Raw genomic sequence first — 19918 nt, 5'->3', positions numbered from 1 at the left:
CTTTACTCAACCACTTCTGTCGTTGCGCCTGGAGTTACGAGACCCTGCTCCTCATCGCGCTGACGGGCCTGCTGCGTGCGTCGCTCGGGTGGGCCCCATCCTCCGCCACCGGCGGAGCGCACTTCGAGGCAATCTCCCGGGTGGATTTCAATTCCGACCTCTTTGGTTCGCAGCACGCGCGGCGGCCGACCGGCCGACACCAGGCGGTAGTGATGCGGCGCCCCGTCCTTGCCGCCCAGCATGCCGCACGCGCCATGCCGGGCACCATCACCTGCGGTGTTGCCAAGCGCCGGCTTCTCGGTTTCGAAGACGAGATCGAGGTTTACGCCCAGACCGCCGCGGAATTGACCATCGCCGCCGGAATTGGGCCGATATTCATGATGACGGAAGTGAAGGGGGAAGCGTGCCTCCGCGACCTCGATGCTGCCGAACTTGAGGCCACCGACCGTGTGCCATTCGCCGATCGACGACCAGCCATCACCGCGAGAAGAAGCGCCACCGCCAGGGCGCGCCTGGAACATATGCCAGATGAAGCTGCGCCCGTCGCGAGGATCCTCGCCCTGCACAGCGATGCGGAAGCGCCGACTCCAGCCACCCATGGCTCGATCCGGACAAGATCCTGACAACGCCTTGACCACCGCCTCCACGATCTCGTTGGATGGATGGCTGGTGCACAGCGTCACTGGCCGACCGGGATCCGCCCATACAATCGTGCCCTGCTTGGCAACGACGGCGAGCGGCCGCAGCGCGCCAGCGTTCTTGGGAATTTCGGCGTCGATCAGATAGGCAAATGCCATCACGACTGCCGCATGCATATTGGCGTGCGACGAATTGACAAAGCTCGTGCTCTGCGGGTCTGACTCCGACAGGTCGACCTGGATCTGGCTGCCTGTCTTCGTAACCTTGGCTGCGATCCGGATATCGCTGCGGCCGTGACCGTCGTCATCAAGGAAGGCTTCACCGTAGAACACGCCATCCTTCCAGGTCGAGACCACCGCGCGCGTCTGCTGTTCGGCGGCATCGAGGATGGATTCGATCGCGGCTCCGACCACTGGCGCGCCAAACTCGGCGAACAGCCGCCCCATCCGCCGCTCGCCCATGTGCGCCGCTCCAATCATGGCGGCAAGATCACCGCGGAAATCGTGAGCGTTGCGCACATTCAGTGCCAACATGTCTAGAATGTCCTCGCGCAGCCGGCCAGCCTCGTAGAGCTTGATTGGCGGGATGCGCAGCCCCTCCTGCCAGATTTCGGTAGCAGCGGGGTTGTAGGCGCCATGCGTTGCGCCGCCGATATCGCTCTGGTGCGCGCGTACGATACTCCAGAACAGCCGCCGGCCGCCGTCAAAGACCGGCACGAATGCGGTCAGGTCGGGCAAATGGCTGCCGCCGTGATAGGGATCATTCATCAGGATGACGTCGCCGGGCGCGACATCCTTGAAGCGCTCCTCCACCGCCCGCGTCGCCCAGGGCAGCGCACCGACATGGACCGGGATGTGGTCGGCCTGGGCGATCAGGCGGGACTGGACGTCGCAGATCGCTAACGAGAAGTCTCGGCTCGAGTTGAGGATCTGGGAATAGGATGTGCGAAGCATCGCCTCGCCCATTTCCGCAACGATCGAGGTCAACCGATGCTGAACGACGGACCGCGTAATGGGATCAACCTTGTGGGCCATTCTCGCACCTATTTCAGACAAATAATGTTTCGCGGCGTATGACCACAATGGCCCCACGCGAGACTTACCAACTTCAAGACTCTTGGGGCGCGTCAGGTTTGTGACGCAACCTGCGCCAGAGCATCCGAGGCCGCGCGGACGATACTCTCGATATCTGCGTCCGTCATCGGCAGCGACAGCGCCATCAACCCGTAGCCGGCGGCGAGAATGCCGCGGTTGAGAAACGCGAGATTAAACACACCTTGTCGTTTGGTCTCGCCTTCGGTCATGTACGCCGAGCGATAGTCGCGGATCGGGCGCTCGGAGAAGTGCAGTTTCAAGAGCGATCCGAGTCCGACCGCGCTGCCCGGTACGCCATGGCGACGGAATGCGTCGTTGATGCCATTTCGTACGGTTTCGCCGATCGCATCCAGCCGTGCGAATGCGCTCTGGTCCAAGAGCTCCATAGCTGCCAGCCCGGCCCGCATCGTGATCGGATTGGCCGAGAACGTACCGCCATGAGGTAACGCCGGCTTGCCATGGCGCGGATCGAAGACGGCCATGACCTCCTTCCTGCCGGCGATTGCGCCGACCGGAAACCCGCCGCCGATGATCTTGCCAAGCGTGGTGAGATCAGGATCAATGTCCCATATTCCCTGGGCGCCGTGATAGCCGAGACGGAAGGATATCACCTCATCGAAGACCAGCAGCGCACCGACCTCGCGCGTCGCTTGACGCAGCGCTTCGAGATAGGCCTTGTCGGCGGGTATGAGGCCTGCGCGGTTCGGCATCGGATCGACCAGCACACAGGCAAGATCGCGACCATGCTCCCGGATCAGGCTGACGGCGCCATCGATATCGTTGAAGGGAATCGTTACGACGTCGGCCAGCACCTTGTCCGGTGTACCTTTGGCATAGGCAACTGAGACTGGCGCGTTGCCGCCCCAGTCTGCCGGCTTCGGATCGAGACTGACCTCGGCATAATCGTAGGAACCGTGGTAGGCGCCCTCGCACTTGGCGATCTTCGGGCGCCCAGTAAACGCACGCGCCGCTTTCAGCGCCATCATCACGGCTTCCGTGCCGGAGTTGGCAAACCGGACCTGGTCGACTGACGGCAGCCGCGCGGCAAGTAGCTCGGCAAGGTCGATCTCTGACTCCGTCGGCATTCCGAAGGCAGAACCGAGCGCGAGCTGCCGCGTCGCCGACTGGATCAGTGCCGGATGGGCGTGACCATGAATCAGCGAGGTGAAATTGTTGATGCAATCGATCAGTTCATTGCCGTCAACATCCCAAACCCGGCACCCCGCTCCACGCGCGGCATAGATCGGATATGGCTTCATGAACACCGTGGTGCGGGTGTTGCCGCCCGGTAGGCTCGTCAGAGCGCGATCATAGAGTGCTTTCGACTTTGAGGTCATGTCAGGATACATCTTGTTGTTTCCTCGCCCGAAAGATCAGCGTCCGAGATAGGCTTCGCGGACGCGCGTATTCTGCTTGAGGTCATCGGCGGTGCCCTGAAGAGCGATGCGGCCCGTTTCCAGAACATAGGCCCGGTCTGCCACCGACAATGCCAGGACCGTATTCTGCTCCACGACCAAAATCGTGAGCCCACTGTCAGCGATCTGCCTGACGCGCTCGTAGACCTCTTCTGCCAGACGAGGTGCGAGCCCAAGTGAAGGCTCATCGAGCAGGAGCAAACGCGGCCGGGCCATCAGCGCCCGCCCGATTGCCAGCATCTGCTGCTCACCTCCAGACAGAGACCAGCCGAGCTGCCGGCGACGCTCCTTCAGGCGCGGAAAAAGGTCGAACGCCCGTGCAAGATCGTCGGCAATCGGCTGGCGCCAGCGCCGCCAGTTCACCGTGGCAAGCGTGAGGTTCTCCTCCACAGTCAGGCCGGGAAAGATCCGCCGTCCTTCGGGCGCCTGGGAGATGCCGAGCTCGACGCGGCGGTCGCTGGCGAGCCGAGCCACCGACGTGCCTTCGAATACTATGTCGCCCGACCTGACCGGATTCAGGCCCGAGATCGCGTGCAGCAGCGTGGTCTTGCCAGCTCCGTTGGCACCAATAAGGGCGACCGTCTCGCCCCGGCCCACCTCCAGCGTCACGCCCTGCAGCGCGACGATGTCGCCATAGGCGACCGTCAGATCGTTACACGCCAGCATGACGATAACCTTCGCCGAGATAGGCCGACAGCACTGCGGGATTGCTCTGGATCTCAGATGGCGTGCCCTCGGCGATCTTGCAGCCGAAGTTCAGCACCATGATCCGCTCCGCTAGGCGCATCACCATCCCCATGTTGTGTTCGATCAGAACGATGGCGATCCGGTGCTTAACCCTCAATTCCGTGAGCCGGTCGACCAGCTGATCAACCTCGGCGGAATTGAGTCCGGCGGCAGGCTCGTCGAGCAGCAGCACGCGGGGCTCGCAGGCGAGCGCCCGGCACATCTCGACCATGCGCCGGTGACCATAGGATAGGGATTTGATCGGTGCTTGCGCGTCCGCCGCAAGCCCCATCTGATCGAGCACTGCCATGGCCCGTTCGCGCAGGTCCAACTCGCTGCGGCCACTTTGGATGGCCGCGCCGGTCATGACGTTTTCGAGCACGCTCAATCTCGCGAACGGACGGCCGTGCTGAAAGGTGCGCCCGAGGCCGCCGCGAACCCGCTTGTGCGTTGCGGCGCGCGTCATGTCCCATCCGTCGAGCAACACTCTGCCCCCATCAGGCAAAACAAGTCCGGTAAGGACGTTGAGCAGCGTCGATTTGCCGGCGCCGTTTGGGCCGATGACAGCGACGAATTCGCCCTCCCCGACCGACAGGCCGACGTCCGAGAGTGCGGCAAGCCCGCCGTAGCGCTTGGCGACTTCTGTGGCCTGCAGCAGGCTCATTGGCGCGCCTCCCTTGAGGCACCGACCAACGCCAACGTCTTTATACGCCCGTCGCGGCTGAAGCTGGCCGGCCGGCGAATCCCAGCAAGGCCTGAGGGCAAGAAGATGAGAATGGCAAGGACAAAAAGACCAAAGAACGCGAGATAGGCGGAGCCGAGGAAGCGCAGCCATTCCGGTAGAAAAGTCACGAGCAGCGCGCCCAGAATGGCGCCCACGATCGATCCTTCGCCGCCGACCACCAGCATCGCGAGGTAAGTGATGGAGTGCGCATAATTGAAATCTTCAGGCGAAATGAAGCGCATGTGGCAGGCGAACAGGCCTCCGGCCACGGCCGCATAGACTGACGAAAGGAGGAAGGCGGCGAGCTTGGCCCTGGGGACGTCGATGCCCGTCATGGACGAGGCCGTCTCGTCATCGCGTACCGCAATCATCGCCCGCCCATGGCGTGAGGCATGAATGAGCGCGGCCACAGTGGCGGAAGCCGCCAGCACCAGCAGAGCGAACCACAGGTAGCTGCGCTCATTGCCCAGTGCGTGGCCGGCAATTTGCAGCTCGGGAATGCGAGAGATGCCGTTGGTACCACCGGTCACCTCGATCCAGTTGGCGGCGACAATGGAGAAGCAGACGTTGAACCCGAGCGTTGCCAGCGCGAGATAGTGGCCTTTCAGCCGCAGGAGCGGAACGCCGATCAACATGGCTAAGAGCGCCGTGCCGGCAACCGCGGCGGGCAGCGCTAGCCATGGTGACCACGCCAACAGCGTGGTCAGCAGCGCAACGCCGTAGGCGCCCGCCCCGACGAAAGCCGCATGACCGAGCGAGATCAACCCGGCATAACCGAAGGCAAAGTTAAGCCCGATGACGGCGATTGCCGAAATCACGGCAAGATTGAGCAGCCGAAGGTGGTGGTCGGCCAACATCATCGACAGGCCGAGACCTGCGATCAAAATGAAGGCGCCGAGCAGGAGCGGAAAGCGTATCGACATCGATCAGCCCCGGTCCTGAACGCGTTCGCCGAACACACCCTGCGGGCGCACCAGCAGGAACAAGATCATGATTCCGAAGGAGATCAGGTCCTTGTAAGCGGAGGAGATGTAGGATGCGCCCAGAACTTCGCTGAGGCCAACGAACAGGCCGCCGACAATAGCCCCCGGCAAACTGCCGAAGCCGCCAATGATTGTGGCTGCGAACGCCTTGAGCGCGATGGGATCCCCCATGCTGGTGTCGGCGAACCACATTGGTCCTAGCATCAAACCGGCGATACCCGCGAGCAGCGCAGCGAGGATCCAAGATAGCGCAAGCAGACGATTGACCTTAAGGCCCATCAGCCGGGCAGCTTTGATATCCTGCGCCACCGCGCGCATCCCGATGCCGAGTGAGGTGCGGAAGAACAGGAGCCACAGCAGCGCAACCATCAAAGCCGTGACAATCACCACAGCGACCGCATGGGCAGAAATCGTTGCGCCTGCAATTATGAAATTCACTCCTTCTACCGGCGACGGCAGTCGGAACGGCCAAGAGCCGAACGCTAGCAGCGCCGCGTTCTGCATGGTAATGCCGATCGCGACCGTACCAATGATGATTGTCACCACCGGACTGGTGCGCAGCGGCAGGTATAGCACCGCAAAAAATAGAACTCCGAACAGTGCCATCGCAAGCAGGGCAGCGCCGTAGCCCACTGGCCAGGGCAATTGTGCATTGAGTAGCATGGCGACGCCTGCGAAAGTGCCGAACACCACGAACTGCCCGGCAGCGAAATTCACCACGCCTGTCGCGGAGTAGACGATAACGAAGCCGATCGCGGCGAGCGCATAGACGCTGCCGATAGCCAGTCCGTTGATGAGCAGTTGGATGAGATCCGTCATGTCGTCCTGATCTTCTTGCAGGCCGGTCTGTCAGCGCCAAGCCATCTTGGGGCAGAGATCCTGCATCTCTGGATGGTCCGAGCGCGGAACGCGAGCGTCGCCAGTCGGCGGGTCAGTTCAGCTTGATGGCCTGAACCAACTCCAGCGATTTGGTCCCGACTTTGGACTTCACCACAGCCAGATCGAAGACGCCGTTGCCCTTGGCATCGTAGGAATAGAGATGACCGATGCCCTGCCAGCCTTTCACGGCTGCGAACCAGTCCCGTAGTGCTTTGGGATCGGTACCGACCTTGCGCAGGCCCTCAGCTGCCAACATCGCACCATCGTAATAGGCGAGCCCGTAGGGATCCGGGTCGGTGCCGAATTTCGCTTTGAAGCGCTCGACGAAATCCTGCATGCGCCCGCCAACCGATGGATCGATGAAGGTGTCGACAACGCCCCAGACACCGTCGAGATCGGCTGCCGACAGGAGTTGTAGTGCCGCCGGCACCAATGCCGCCGAAGATGTGACCAGCGGCATCTTGAGGCCGAGCATCTTCGCCTGACGAAGCACGAGCGCACCGTCCTGCGGGTAGTTGAAGATCAGAAGGACGTCGATGCCTTTGCCGCGTAGACCGAGCAGTTGCGCCGAAAAATCCTTGTCGTTCTGACCATAGGCGCCCGTGCCCACCACGCTCACGCCGGAGGCCTCGAAACGCTCGGCAGCAGTCTGGGCGCCGCCTTGGCCAAAGTCGTTCTGGATGTAGAGAATGCCGGGTTTTTTGGCCTTCAGCACATTGAGCGCACACTGCACCATGCCTTCGGCTGAGACGCTGTCGGCCGGCCGCACGCGGAACATCCATTCGTTGCCACCTTCGGCCACGACATCTGCCCCACCAGCATAGAAGGCCGGCACCTGCACCTTCTTCAGCTCCGGCGACACCGCCAGATTCTGTGTTGAATAGCTCGACAGGAAGAACAGCGACGGCTTGGTTTCCTGTGCGAGCTTGACGAACGCATTCACTGCCGTGCTGTTGGAGGCCTGCGTGTCCTCGAAAACGATCTTGAGGCTGCGCCCGTTAATTCCGCCGGCCTTGTTGATGTCCTCTTCGGCCATCATCAGGGAGTTGTGATACTGCTTGCCGGTGAGCGACAGTGGTCCGGTCATCGGCACAGTGGCGCCCACGATGATCGGACTTCCCTGCTCGGCGCGTGCGGCTGCCACCCACGGCATCGCGGTTGCCGCAAGTAACGCTTTCAGAAACTCCTGCCTCGTCATCTTCATGATGTGCCTCGTGACGCTTCCCCGAGGGGCAGCACCACGGCGGCTGCTCCCTGCAATCGCTATTGACTTTCGTTCCGTTTTCCGGAACATTATTCCGGTATTGCGTAAAACTGGTCTGCTCTGGCTCGCCGAGTCAAGCGGCAGGAGAGGCGCGCGCATGGATAAAGTTTCCACGCGAGGAGGATTAGAGTGGCAAAATTCGATGAAGCAGTGGGCCCGCTCGACCGATACATGCAGGTGCTGGAGCTCGTGGCGACCTTCCCTGGGGTGCTGACTTTGGCAGACGTTTCCTCGCTGCTTGATCTTCCGAAGACATCTGCACACCGCCTGCTCAAGGGTCTGGTGCGAGCGGGACTTGCGAAGGACAGTGTCGGTGGCCGGGCCTATCAGTTGGGCGACCGCTTGCTGCGCCTCTTGCATGCAACCGCTGACGACGGATGGATCGCCGCACTGGCGCGGGCACATTTACAGGAGCTCACGGACGCCACCTCCGAGACCTGCTATTTGACACGCCTCATCGGCGCGCGCGTTGTCGTTGCGATTTCCATCTCACCGGACGTGCGCTGGCGAAGCTACGTGCAGCCCGGAATCGAGATGCCGGTGCACGCAGCCGCAACGGCCAAGGCGATCATCGCTTATCAAAGCAAGGCCGTATTGGCCGAAGCGACGTCGGGCGACCTGCCCCTCCTCACGGCCAACACACGCAATGACCGGAAGTGGATCGAACAGGAGCTCGCCACGGTCAGGAGCCGAGGCCATGCGACGTGCATCGGCGAAATCGACGAGGGCCTGGCCGCAATTGCGGTTCCGATTTTCCTGTCCGACCGGCGCGTGTTTTATGCTCTGGGAATGACGGGGCCGTTGCAGCGGATTATGAACGAGCAGCTTCCGGATCGTTTGACGGCGCTGCGCAACGTGGCCGATGTGTTGGGAAAATCGCTCTCCATAGGCGAGAAGCTGAAATCAAAGGATGTCGCTGCGAAATGATCGCGCGCGAGCATCGCATTTCTCGCCGCATCAATGCGCGACGTCTCGTCCGCCACTTCGGCTCCATCGTCCTTCCGAAATGACAGTGCGATCCACGTAAGCGACGTCTTACGCATGACCCTCGGTTTCTGGTTCTCGTCGTGTTGTACGACCCCGAGACAATATTCGCGAAGGGATGCGCGTCGGGCCGGTTCTGCCTCACCGCGGCGGCGTTATGTACTCCCAGCCGGCGGCGACCGTGGCCGGCGCCGTTCGCCGATCCAGCACGATGTCCAGACGGTCGTCCTTGCGCCGGCTCAGGGCGGTGTCGCTCATGCTCGCTCCATCCGTCGAATCGGGCGACGGCGTTGGTCGGATCGGACCGACGGCAGCGCGCGCACGCCGCCGCCTCCCGCGCGTTCAGGCCGGCGCACGCTGGCCTCCCCCCGCAGCGTCGCTGCGGTAGCGGCTGGTCGAAGTCTGGTAGTACTGCGCGCGCATGGCCGCCATGGCCTCGATCAACGGTCCCCACGGCGCGGGAAAGCGTTCTTCCGCCATCACCCGGTGCAGCATGCGCGTATGGCCGGCCAGCTCGTCGTTGAGGAACTCCACCACAGGCATAGCCGGATAGCGCTGCAGCAGCAGGATCGCCGCGTTGTCGGCCTCGCCGGCCGACCTGTCCTTGTCGAGTCCATGCAGATCGTTCTGCAGGCGCCCTATCGCGGAGATGAGCCGCAGGACCTGGCGAAACGCCGGACGCGCGCGCAAGGTCGCCATGTCCAGCCCCCACAGCAACGACAGGCAACAGAATACGTTCGCGTAGGCGATCGAATCGATGCCGTTGTGCAGGTACTCGGCGTAGGACCAGCGTTCCGCCCCTGCCGCCTGCGCGTGTCCGGCGCGCAGCGCCGCGCAGTAGCACCGGGTATCGTCGAGAAGCTGAGCATAGTCGCGACGATCGTAGGCGAGCGCGGCCAGCGAAGCGCGCAGCACAGCGCAGCCCTCGAATCCGGGGAGCGCGCACGGCACGCCCTGCCCCAGCGCCTGCTCCACCGCGGCGAGCTGCTCCGGCGCGATCAGGCCAAGGTCGTTGCAATCGTCGAGCCAGAACAGCAGCGCCAGTTCGCGATAGAACGCCACGATCAGCGTTTCGTCCTGCGGATCGCGGCCGGTGCGAGCGCTGGTGTCGCGCAGGCTCGGGTGGATGCGCTGCAGGATGTACTGGCCGCCCCTGACCGCTTCCACGGCATGCTCGTCGGCGAACCCGGTCAGGGAACGCCCCCACTCCAGCACCTGCTGCAGCGCGCGTTCAGTCTGGATCATGACGCCGCTCCTGCTCCCTCGGCCAGGACGCGCCGCCCCAACGAAGCGCCAGCCACAACCCGGCGAGTTCGGTCACGCGCACGACCCGGGTGGGGCAATACAGTTCCTTGCCGATCCACAGCGGCGTCTGCGGCAATGCATGCGCCGCATGGCGGGCGAGCATCCACTCCAGCGCATGCGCCACCGCCTGCGCGATGCGCCGGCGCCCTGTCGGCTCTTCGCTGCCGTCCATCACGCGCAACGCGAACAGCGCATAGGCGGTTTCCTCGAATGTGGACGCGCGACCGGCACCCCAGCCGCCGTCGTCGCGCTGCGCCTGCAGCAGCGCCGCCAGCGCGCGCTCGTCGCGCCACTGGGGCTTGCCTTGCGCCAGCGCAGCGACCGCATGCGCGGTGGGATATAGCCACGAAACGTGCCATTTTTCGTTGTCCCATAGACCGTGCGGGTTGCGATTGGCCTCGACGTAGGCGCTGGTGCCGGCGGCGGGCTTTCCCAACAGTCGCAACGCGTGCAGGGCATGGATGTTGGTCGACACCGAGGCATTGCGCTCGCCGGGGAAAGTGGCGAACAGCTCGCCGATTTCGAAATGGCGCAACGCATCGATCGCCGGGTCGCGGCCTGCAAGGCGCAGGATGCACAACGCAACGGCGGTGTCGTCCGCATCGGCCGCGAAGTGCAAGGCTGGGCCCAGCCCGCGCACGCCCAGGCGGGCGTCGAGCTGCGCGACGATCACGCGCACCGCCTCGGCGAGCGCGGGATGCGCGAACAGCCCGGCCAGATGCAGGGTGTACAGCGACCAGCATGGCTCGAACACATTGATCGGCCAGACGTTGGGAACGACACCTTCGATGCCGCTGCGCGTCGCCCGCGATGCCGCCTGCAGATACGCGTCGGCGCGCTCGACCTGCGGCGTGCTCTCCTGTGTCACGGCGTGCGCACGCCACGCGGCGGTGGCCGCCGGACTGATGCCGATGCTGCCGTCGTCATCCGGGCATGCGGTGGTCGGCGACGTCCCCCAGGCTTCCCAGGAGTGCAGCAACGGATGGCCGCTCGGCAACGTCGCCACCTCCCCCAGCTTGACCAGGCACGCTTGCCGCAACGGCAACAGTGTCGGGTGGCGCGGAAACGCCACGCCGCCCAGCAAGAATGCGGCCTCGCCGCAGAACTGCGGCAGGATCAGCTCCGCGCCGATCGGCGCGTCTTCCGGCACCGCATGCGCGTAGGGATCGGGCTGGCGCTGGAGGAACCTGGTTGCAGCCTGGACTGCGTCGGCAGCGCCGGGAAGAGGATCGGCACGCTGCAATGCCAGCAACGCCGCCCACGTGGGCGCATGGCGGAACAGCGGGAAGTCCGCGCTTCCCCATCCGCCATCGGCCTGTTGCTGCGCGATGAGCCACGCGTATGCGTCCTGCCGACCGGTGACGTTGCCGTGGAACTGCAGAGCTCGCGCCGTGTCGTAGACGGACGGACCGACGCTGCCGCCATCGCTCATCTCACTCAGCAGGTGGCGCAATTCGGAGAGGATCTGTTCGGACAGCGCGTTCACGCGGGATGTTCCTTCTGCAGACGGTTGACGAGAACCGGATCGGGCAGACGCCGCGCACGTCGCCGCAGGCCCGTCGCGGCCCGGCGCATAGGCTTGCGCGCAGCGCGCCGCGTCCGCCGCGGCCGTGCTGGGCAACCGCTGCGATCGGCGCCGCGGACTCGGACACAGTGCAGCATGCACCGCTGCCGCCGGCCGATCGCAGCGGCACAGGGGCGACTCCATGCGGACGGGCGCGCTCATGCGCATGGCGCGTGCTTGGACAGATACACGTTGGCCCGCTGCAGGATCTGCGCCAACCGTTCCGCACGCGGCCCCAGCGGGGCGATGGCGTCCCCAGCGTCGCGCAACAGATCCAGCGCGAACTGGCGCGCTGCCTGCAACCCCATGATCGACGCGCAGGTCGGCTTCTGCACTGCCGCGTCCTTGCCGGGGGTCTTGCCCAGCGTCGCGGTATCCGCTGTCGCGTCGAGAATGTCGTCGACCACCTGCAACGCCAGGCCGAAACAGGCGCTGTAGCGATCGAGCGCACAGTACAGCGCAGCCTGCGCGGCATCCTCCGCGATGGCGCATAGCGCGCCCATGCGAACGGACGCGCGCACTAGTGCTCCGCTCTTCATCCGGTGCATCGCCACGATCCTGTCCAGCTCGGCGTGCTTTCCAACCAGCGACAGATCCATGGCCTGCCCGCCTGCGGCACCCTCGGCGGACACCGCCTGCGCCAGTTCGCGCACGAGCGCGATACGGTTGTCGCCCGGCGCATCCAGGCTCGCCAGGGTCAGGAAGGCGTGCGCCTGCAGCGCATCGCCGACCAGGATCGCAGTGGCTTCGCCGAACTTGACATGCACGGTCGGAAGGCCGCGGCGAAGCACGTCGTCGTCCATCGCGGGCAGGTCGTCGTGGACCAGGGTACAGGCGTGCATCATCTCGATGGCGGCGCCGACGTCGTCGAGCATGTGCGCCGGCGTGTCGGCCAGTGCGCCGGCAGCCAGACAGAGCAAGGCGCGGGTGCGCTTCCCGCCGTGCAAGGTGGCGTAGCGCATCGCCGCCATCAGCTCGGTCTCACCGTCGTCTTCGGCGCAGAGAAGACGCGCCAGCGCCTGTTCGACCCTCTTTGCGCCGTCCTGCATCCAGATCTCCGAAAGCAGCCTGCCGGATGCGTCGCGCGCCTGCGCGCCCAATCCGCCGAGCGCGGAAACGCCAGTCCGGTCGTCGTGTAGCGTAGAACCGGTCTGCATGTTGTTCATGTCCTTGTACCTGACAGCAGACGGCCACGGCGAGCGGCGAGCCGCCGCGGTGTTACCTGCGTCGCACCGAGCGCGCGCGCCGAGTGCAGCAATGCCGCGCGTCGCCGGCGCCGCTGCCTCGCCATACGGGCATGCGATGCCAGCTCATGAGAATCCGATGCGGATTGTCATGGACGGATGTGCGGTCGGGTAATAGCGCCGGCCTTTTTCGACGCCGCTCAGCAACCGCGGCCGCATCCCGGCCTTGTGCATGGTCAGCGCCAAGGCGATGCAGAACTGCACCAGTTCCAGCCATACCAGGTGGTAGCCGATGCAGACGTGTGGGCCGGTGCCGAACTGCAGCATGTCCACTGGCCGGATCGGCTCCGTGCGTTGCAGCCACCGCGCCAGGCGGAACTGATCAGGCGCCTCGTGCAGCGGCGCCGAGGTCGAGAAATGCAGCAGCGGGATGCACAGATGGGTGCCCGCGGGAATGCGCCGTTGGCCGAGTTGCAGTTCCTGCAGCGCGCGACGCGGCAGGAGCGTGGTCGCCGGATGCACGCGCAGCGTCTCGCGGAACAGCGCCTCGGCGACCGGACACTGCGCCAGGTCCGCGTGCCGGGTCGGCACCGCGCCCACGCGTTGCGCCTCCTCGACCAGGGCGTCCCACAGCACAGGCTGTCGCGCCAGCTCGATCACAATCCATGCCATCGTCGATGCGGTGGTGTCGTGACCGGCAAGCAGCAGCAAGCGGATATTGGCGACCAGGACGTCATCGGAGAGCGCATCGTCACTGCGATCGAAGGCGCTCACCATGTCGTTGATAAACCCGGTGCGCGCGGCATGCGCGCGCGCGTCGCGGACGAACTGGCGCAACTGCGCGTCGATCCAGTCGCGGGCGGCGCGGCCACGCCGCAAGGGCAGTCCGGGCAGGTCGACCGGGGGCGCGACGATCAACTGCAGCAGTTGCCGGTACTTGCGATGCCATCCCGGCAGGTCCTGCGCGGGGATTCCCATGAGGCTGAAGATGAGCTTGAGCATCAGGTCGCCGGTTTCGCGCAGGATGGTTACGTCGCCGCGGTCGCGCCACGCCTGCACCCGCGCCCGGATGACGGGCGCGAACAGCTCGCCGATGCCGGCCTGGGTCAGCCCCTTGGGCAGGAACGCCGCCTTGATCGCATCGCGCGCCTGCCGGTGCGCGCCGCCGTCCTGGGCGACCAACGTTCCGCCAAGCAATTCGGGCGCGATCTCTTCGATCAGCGTCGAGGACACGTCCTTGTGCCGGAGCAGTGCGAACGCATCCGGATCCACGCAGGTCATCAGGTGTCCGGCAGGGCCGAAATCCAGCCAGAAGTGGCTGCCCAGCGTCCGTTCCGCGCGCCGCAGCAGGCGCGGCAGGTCGCAGACGATGGCGGGAAGATGCCCGACCAGGGGGAAAGCGCCGGGCACGACCGGGATGTCGCACCGCAGTCGCTGCCGACGGTCCAGCGGGTTGAGCAGCATGTCCATCAGCAGCGCGGCGCCGCGGTGTCGCCGGCAGGCCGCGCGGCGCGGCTGTTGCCACCGTCGGCATACGTCGGCACATGCGCCAGCATGCCGCCATCGATGCACACGACCTGGCCGGTGATGAACGCCGCATCGTCGGAGAGCAGGAACGCCACCAGCGCGGCCACGTCCTCGGGGCGGCCGACGCGCGGCAGGAGCTGGTGCCGGCGCAGATGCCCTTGCATGCACTCATCCAGCTTGGCGAGGAGACGCTCGGTCATGATGAGACCCGGCGCAACCGCGTTGCAGCGGATCTGCGCATGACCGTACTGGGTGGCGAGCGAGGCCGACAGCATGTTCATCGCCGCCTTCGACGCGGCGTAGGATGTCTGCGCGGTGTCACCGCTGAGCCCCTGGCACGACGACATGTTGACGATCGCGCCACCGCCGCGGGCGATCATCCGTGCGATGGCGTGTCGGCAGCAGAGCAGCGTGCCGCGCAGATTGGTCGCCATGGTCTGATCCCAGACCGCCAGATCCAGGTCGAGGATCGCGCGGTCGCGCGGGGTCAGGTGCATGGCGCTCGCATTGTTAACCAGCAGGTCGACCCCACCGAAGTGCCGCTCCGCCGTCTCGAACAGCGCTGCCACCGCCTGCGCATCGGCGATGTCCATCGCCAGGGCCAGCGCGTGGCCCGCTTCGGCCGCGATCTGCGCGGTGCAGGCGATGGCCGCCGAGCCATCAATGTCGGCCACCACCACTCTGCCGCCCTCGCGCGCGATGGCGAGGGCGCATGCCTTGCCGATGCCGGCGCCGGCGCCGGTCACCACGGCCACCTTGCCTTCAAACCGTCCCATCGTGTCCGCCTGGATTGCGTTGGTCTTTCGCGGCATGCCGCTCGGCCACTGCCGGAGAAGGCGCAGGGTCGGCGCTGGCGCGCTCGTCATCGCCAGCGTCGCTTTCGATGAGCCGAATGGCGGCGACCGGACACTGGCTGGCCGCGAGCCGCACGGCGGCGTGCAGCGCCTGCGGGACCGTCGCCACGCACACTTCGGCCACGCCGTCCGGTTCGCGCTGGCGAAAGGTGCCCGGCAGCGTCAGCACGCACTGCCCGGTGGTTCCGCACAGATCATGGTCGACCACGACGCGCATCTCAGCCCCCCTGCGCACGCAACCGCACCGGCAGCGCGCGAAACGTTCGAAGGAACGCGGAGGGCTCCCGGGTCGGCTGCTCGGCCAATGCCAGCGTGGGGAAGCGCGCCTGGATCCGCGGCAGGCTCTCGGCCAACTGCACCCGGACCAGTTGCGCACCGAGGCAGAAGTGGATGCCGTGGCCGAAGCTCAGCATGATCTTCCCGTCGGTCGACATGCCAGGACTCGTGCCGTAGAACCGCGCGGGATCGAAGCGGTCGGGATCGGCGAAGGCGTCCGGGTCGCGATTGCCGGCCGCGATCAGCACGCGCACGTCCGCGTTCTTCGGGATCACCACGCCGCCCAGTTCGATGTCGCGCTGGGCGATACGCGGAATGGAGCTGAACATGGCAGGCGCGTCGCAGCGCAGGACTTCTTCGACGAATGCCTTCACCCTCGCGGCGTCTCCCTGCAGCCAGTGCCGCTGTTCGGGATACGCCAGCATCGCCAGGACCGCATGGTTGATGGTCGCAGCAGTGGTGGCGAAGCCGCCCAGCAGCATGCCCCACAGCATGCTGATCAACTCCGCATCCGACAGCGTGTCGGGATCGTCGTCGTGTGCGCCGACCAGCATCGACACGATGTCGTGGCGGGGATCGGTGCGCTTGCGCTGTATGAGGTCGCCGAAGTAGGCCTGCACTCTTGCGCTGGCCGCGTCCGCCGCGGCGAGCTGGGGATCGCTGGCGTGCGGGCTCAGGCCTTCCAGAATGGCGCGGATGCCGGCGGCGAGCCCGAATATGTCGTCCTGGGGCATGCCGAACAGTTCGGCGAAGACCAGCAAGGGCAAGGCCAGCGCGAATTCCCGATGCAGGTCCACCGCCTCCCCGCGCTCCAGCACGGGCGCCATGCTGTCCAGGCGCGCCGCGACGATGCGCGCGATGCTCGGCCGCAGGTTGTCGATCTGGCGCATGGTGAAATCGCGCGAGATCAGCCGGCGCAGACGCGTATGCGTCGGTGGTTCCTTCATCGCTAGCGTGGACGCCAGCAGATTGAGCGACAGGCTGGTCGCCGCACGCGGGAAATAGCGCGCGAGTTCGCCCGGCGCCGGTCCCCGAAACACATCGCCCGTGGCCTTGAGCGCCCAGTAGATGTCGGCGTGGCGGCTCAACAGAAAGAGGCCCGACGCCGCGCGATGCACCGGATCGTGCTCGCGCAACCACCGCATGAACGGATACGGGTCGTGGATGCACGCTGGCGACGCCAGTTCGGCGAAGGCGTCCCGGCATGCTGCCGTGGTTTCTTGCACGTCCATTTTGGTTACCTGTTGGCTGGCTGATCTGACCGGCGCGCGCCAGGCCGCCGGCAAATTGCGGAGAAGATCGCGATCCCCGGCGGCGTCCGCGCATCACCAGAGCACCGGGAACTCCTCGAACCCGCCAGTGATGATCTCCTTGCGCAACTTCAGTTCTTCGGGCGCCACGGCCAGGCGCAGCGCGGGAAAGCGCTGGAAGATCGAACCGAACACCACCTTGAGTTCCAGCCTGGCCAGCGCCAGCCCGATGCAGTAGTGCGGCCCGTAGGAGAAGGTCAGGTGCGGATTTTCGTCGCGTCCGATGTCGAAGATTTCCGGGTCGTCGAAATGGCGCGGATCGAACGACGTCGCCGGCAGGCCGACCAACACCTTGCTCTCCGCGGGAATATGCACGCCCGCGATGGTCACGTCGGTCCTCGGATAGCGCATGATGCCGTCCCAGCCCGCGCCCGGCGGGTACATGCGCAGGATTTCCTCCACCGCCTTGTCCACCAGGGATGGATCGCCGACCAGGCGTTCGCGCTGTTGTGGATGGCGGAACATGGCCAGCAGGCCGAATTCGATCTGCGCGACGGTGCTCTCGTGCCCCGCCACCAGCATGCCCGCCGCCAGGCCGATCGCCTCTTCCTCGGTTGCCTTGCCCTGGTCGACCGCCGCGAGCAGATCCGTCAGCAGGTTGTCGCCCGGATCCTGGCGCTTGTCTCGCATCTTGCCGCGGATGTAGGCGCGCAGGTCTTCCCAGGCCAGGCGCGACGCGCTGCGCGGGCCGCTTTCATGCTGGTGCGTCATCACCTCGTCGGACAACCCGGCGAAAAACGCGTGCTCCTCGTAGAGCACGCCCATCAGAGCGCTGATGACCATGGCCGGAAGCGGAAAGGAGAGGTGGCGCCGCAGGTCGGCGGGCTGGGGCTGGGCCGCCAGCGACTCGAACAACTGCGCGGCGATCGCCTCGAGCTGCTGCGCGAGTAGCTCCACCCTGCGGTTGCTGAAGGCCGGCGCCACGATCGTGCGTAACCGCACATGCTCGCCCCCCTCGTGCGAGACCAGCCACCCCGGCGAACCGAGAATCACCGAGTCCGGGGTGAATGCCGCCGGCGGCATTCCCGCGGGCCGGAACGCCGCGTCAGACAGCGCCGCCTTGGCCTCGTCATAGCCTGTCACCCACCAGCCTTCGTGCCCGGACGGGAAGCGCACGCGGTGGATCGGACCGTTGGCGCGCAGCGCCAACATCTCGGGCGAGGGCTCGATGTGATCGACGCGCCACATCGGCAGCGTCGGCAAGGGTTGTTCAGACATGGTGGCACTTCGCTCTCTAAGCGATGGAAGGCCGGAAGGTGACCGGCAGGCGCTGCGGGCAGCGGCTTTACGTGCGCTTGCGTTCACTTCTGTTCGTCGATGATGATCGGCGGGGAAGGCGGCCGGACCCTAGGGCCTCAATTTGGCTTTAGCCAACTACCGAATCTTGTAGTAGCCCCCCCTAAGCTAAACGCCCGGTGACGAATAATTTGCGGAAAACACTGTCGCCACGCGGAAACCTATTTCCGATGGGTATGCGCCTATGTTGGTTGGCTGCATGCGCGTGTCGCCGGACTCCGACCGCCAGAGCACGGACTTGCAGCGCGATGCGCTGCTCGCCGCCGGCGTTGATCCGCTTCACCTGTTCGAGGATCACGCCTCGGGCGCGAAGGATGACCGCACCGGCTTGGCGCGGGCGCTCGAATTCGTCCGGCCCGGCGACGTGCCGGTCGTGTGGAAACTCGCCCGGCTCGGCCGCTCGCTGTCGCACCTGCTCGCCATCGTGATCTCGCTCAAGGACAATCGGATGGCGTTCCGCTCGCTGACCGAGAACCCGGACACTACGACACCCTCGGGCGAATTCCTGTTCCAGGTGTTCGGCGCGCTCGCGCAGTATGAGCGCGCTTTGATCCAGGAGCGTGTCGTCGCCGGCCTGGCCGCCGCACGCAAACGCAGCCGGCCGCAGGCGATCACCGGCGAGAAGCTGGACGCCATCATCGCCGCGCTGGACGGCGGCATGTCCAAAGCGGCGGTATGTCGCAACTTCGGCGTCAAGCGAACCACGCTGATCGAGACCCTGGCACGGGTCGGTTGGATGGGCTCCGTGGCGCCCGCGAAGCGGATCAAGCTTAGCCACGACTCCAGCAATACGGCCCGCCTCGTGAGTCGAGTAAGCAATCTTCAATCTCTGCCGGACCAATTCCGTAGCCGGCAGACCCAATCACGTCTTCGCTGCGTCCTTGAAAGCGGGGCCGGCCATTGACATTGCGTATTCCTTGATCCCCTGTTAGGAGCCATTTGCCATCAGGACCTTCTACGAACTTTTCGCGCGTCGCTTCAGGATTATTCCAGTAGCCGAGAAACATCACCGGATCGGGTGATAACACCGCGATGGCTCCCTCTGCTTCATCCGGTTGCCTGGCGCCCGTGGCAACATCGATGACATCGACGACATGACCAGGTCGGCCCATTTGTGCCTGGAACGGCGGATCTAGCGCCGCGCACGACGGCAAATCCTCCTTGCTCAGCACGGACGATTTCGCTCGGGTGCATCGAAGGCAATGTAGGCTCGCGCGCAGGGTGGGTAGGTCTGAAAATAGACAAGCCGCCGATCAGACCGCCTTGCGACATCTGTAAGCGCTTGCGTGTGCCAGAAGCCCCGTTTGCCGACGTTCAGGAAGTAATCATCCAAGAATAGTACACCGCCTGGTACGATCCGAGGTAGCAATGCGCCGCACGCCGCTTCAATAGATGACGGAAGATTGCAGTCGATCACACCGACGGCCACGGGTTGGCTCGGCTCTTCTCCTCTCGTTGATTCGTTGCGAAAGTCACCCTTCACTATGCGTAACCGCTCGGGCCCGATGTTCTTTTCAAGAAACTCACGAGTGGCTTGTTCGTCCGCACAATAGTCACCCGGCTTCAGGAAGGGTAGCATTGACCGCTCCTGTTCTGTCATCTCTGGCTCCCCTGCGAAGCTTTCGAAGCCAACATACCGCGTGATTACGCCCAAGCGATCCAGGATATGGTGGGCACTAAACATCATCTCGCCGCGAAACAGTCCAAACTCGATGTAGTCTCCCACCAATCTGTTCATCGCGAGATAACCGCGAATATCCAATAGGAACTGCACCTTGCGCTGTTGACGATGGCGATGGTCAAGCTCATCGGAAAGTGAGCGCAAATCGCTAGCGATTTCGTCCATGGATCTTGTGGCGTCGTCGAGATGTGTACGCATTGCTACAACCGTTGT

16 protein-coding genes and 3 pseudogenes are annotated in these 19918 nt (G+C 64.9%); 2 read left to right on the top strand and 17 right to left on the bottom strand.

The genetic code is table 11. The features are described from left to right. Window positions 1-2: 2 nt before the first annotated feature. The 7 genes from K289_RS0128920 to K289_RS0128890 all read right to left on the bottom strand — a co-directional run bounded on the left by K289_RS0128920 (window position 3) and on the right by K289_RS0128890 (window position 7664). Complete coding sequence (locus K289_RS0128920) at window positions 3-1604, bottom strand: hydantoinase B/oxoprolinase family protein (protein ID WP_245284033.1); 1602 nt, start codon at window positions 1602-1604, stop codon at window positions 3-5. 161 nt (window positions 1605-1765) lie between these two features. Beyond that, window positions 1766-3082 carry an aspartate aminotransferase family protein gene (locus tag K289_RS0128915; protein WP_027554685.1) on the bottom strand — a complete coding sequence of 439 codons (1317 nt, stop codon included), beginning with the start codon at window positions 3080-3082 and terminating at the stop codon, window positions 1766-1768. Window positions 3083-3106: 24 nt separating this feature from the next. Then, window positions 3107-3814 (bottom strand): ABC transporter ATP-binding protein, encoded by a 708-nt coding sequence (locus K289_RS0128910; protein ID WP_027554684.1) that lies wholly within the window; start codon window positions 3812-3814, stop codon window positions 3107-3109. Continuing rightward, a complete protein-coding gene (locus tag K289_RS0128905) occupies window positions 3801-4538 on the bottom strand; it encodes an ABC transporter ATP-binding protein (protein ID WP_027554683.1) in 738 nt (245 codons plus the stop codon). Before K289_RS0128905 ends, K289_RS0128910 begins: the two co-directional genes overlap by 14 nt. Beyond that, window positions 4535-5521: a branched-chain amino acid ABC transporter permease gene (locus tag K289_RS45480; protein ID WP_051310917.1), complete on the bottom strand. Its 987-nt coding sequence runs from the start codon at window positions 5519-5521 to the stop codon at window positions 4535-4537. Before K289_RS45480 ends, K289_RS0128905 begins: the two co-directional genes overlap by 4 nt. A 3-nt stretch (window positions 5522-5524) precedes the next feature. After that, on the bottom strand, window positions 5525-6400 hold the full coding sequence (locus K289_RS0128895) for a branched-chain amino acid ABC transporter permease (protein WP_027554682.1): 876 nt from the start codon (window positions 6398-6400) through the stop codon (window positions 5525-5527). 112 nt (window positions 6401-6512) lie between these two features. Continuing rightward, entirely contained in the window at window positions 6513-7664 is a 1152-nt protein-coding gene (locus K289_RS0128890) for an ABC transporter substrate-binding protein (protein ID WP_027554681.1), read from the bottom strand. 189 nt (window positions 7665-7853) lie between these two features. On the opposite strand from K289_RS0128890, the gene K289_RS47890 reads away from it, so the two are divergent. Then, complete coding sequence (locus K289_RS47890) at window positions 7854-8651, top strand: IclR family transcriptional regulator (RefSeq protein WP_136623365.1); 798 nt, start codon at window positions 7854-7856, stop codon at window positions 8649-8651. Between the two features lie 213 nt (window positions 8652-8864). Here K289_RS47890 and K289_RS53135 read toward each other — a convergent pair. From K289_RS53135 to K289_RS0128835, 9 genes and pseudogenes are all read right to left on the bottom strand, one after another. Continuing rightward, a pseudogene (locus tag K289_RS53135) lies at window positions 8865-9022 on the bottom strand (type 2 isopentenyl-diphosphate Delta-isomerase); the annotation flags it as partial. 28 nt (window positions 9023-9050) lie between these two features. Beyond that, a complete protein-coding gene (locus K289_RS0128870) occupies window positions 9051-9953 on the bottom strand; it encodes a hypothetical protein (protein WP_027554680.1) in 903 nt (300 codons plus the stop codon). Beyond that, window positions 9950-11499: pseudogene (locus K289_RS45470) on the bottom strand (hypothetical protein). The gene K289_RS0128870 and the pseudogene K289_RS45470 overlap by 4 nt, the downstream one beginning before the upstream one ends. Window positions 11500-11735: 236 nt before the next feature. Then, window positions 11736-12734: a polyprenyl synthetase family protein gene (locus K289_RS0128860; RefSeq protein ID WP_027554679.1), complete on the bottom strand. Its 999-nt coding sequence runs from the start codon at window positions 12732-12734 to the stop codon at window positions 11736-11738. Between the two features lie 153 nt (window positions 12735-12887). Beyond that, complete coding sequence (locus tag K289_RS0128855) at window positions 12888-14231, bottom strand: cytochrome P450 (protein ID WP_027554678.1); 1344 nt, start codon at window positions 14229-14231, stop codon at window positions 12888-12890. After that, window positions 14231-15064, bottom strand: a complete 834-nt coding sequence (locus K289_RS0128850; RefSeq protein WP_027554677.1) for an SDR family oxidoreductase — start codon at window positions 15062-15064, stop codon at window positions 14231-14233. Before K289_RS0128850 ends, K289_RS0128855 begins: the two co-directional genes overlap by 1 nt. Next, window positions 15051-15359 carry a ferredoxin gene (locus K289_RS0128845; protein WP_027554676.1) on the bottom strand — a complete coding sequence of 103 codons (309 nt, stop codon included), beginning with the start codon at window positions 15357-15359 and terminating at the stop codon, window positions 15051-15053. Before K289_RS0128845 ends, K289_RS0128850 begins: the two co-directional genes overlap by 14 nt. A gap of 1 nt (window position 15360) precedes the next feature. Next, window positions 15361-16650 (bottom strand): cytochrome P450, encoded by a 1290-nt coding sequence (locus tag K289_RS0128840; RefSeq protein ID WP_027554675.1) that lies wholly within the window; start codon window positions 16648-16650, stop codon window positions 15361-15363. 93 nt (window positions 16651-16743) lie between these two features. Continuing rightward, a complete protein-coding gene (locus K289_RS0128835) occupies window positions 16744-17946 on the bottom strand; it encodes a cytochrome P450 (RefSeq protein WP_027554674.1) in 1203 nt (400 codons plus the stop codon). Window positions 17947-18208: 262 nt separating this feature from the next. Between K289_RS0128835 and K289_RS45465 the strand changes: the two are divergent. Continuing rightward, window positions 18209-18769 (top strand): annotated as a pseudogene (locus K289_RS45465) (recombinase family protein); the annotation flags it as partial. Between the two features lie 420 nt (window positions 18770-19189). Here K289_RS45465 and K289_RS0128825 read toward each other — a convergent pair. Continuing rightward, window positions 19190-19903, bottom strand: coding sequence for a class I SAM-dependent methyltransferase (locus tag K289_RS0128825; protein ID WP_084788754.1), 714 nt, complete (start codon window positions 19901-19903; stop codon window positions 19190-19192). Between the last annotated feature and the right edge of the window lie 15 nt (window positions 19904-19918).

Source organism: Bradyrhizobium sp. Cp5.3, assembly GCF_000426265.1.
GTDB classification, from domain to species: domain Bacteria; phylum Pseudomonadota; class Alphaproteobacteria; order Rhizobiales; family Xanthobacteraceae; genus Bradyrhizobium; species Bradyrhizobium neotropicale.
This window is presented reverse-complemented; position numbering and strand designations above follow the sequence as displayed.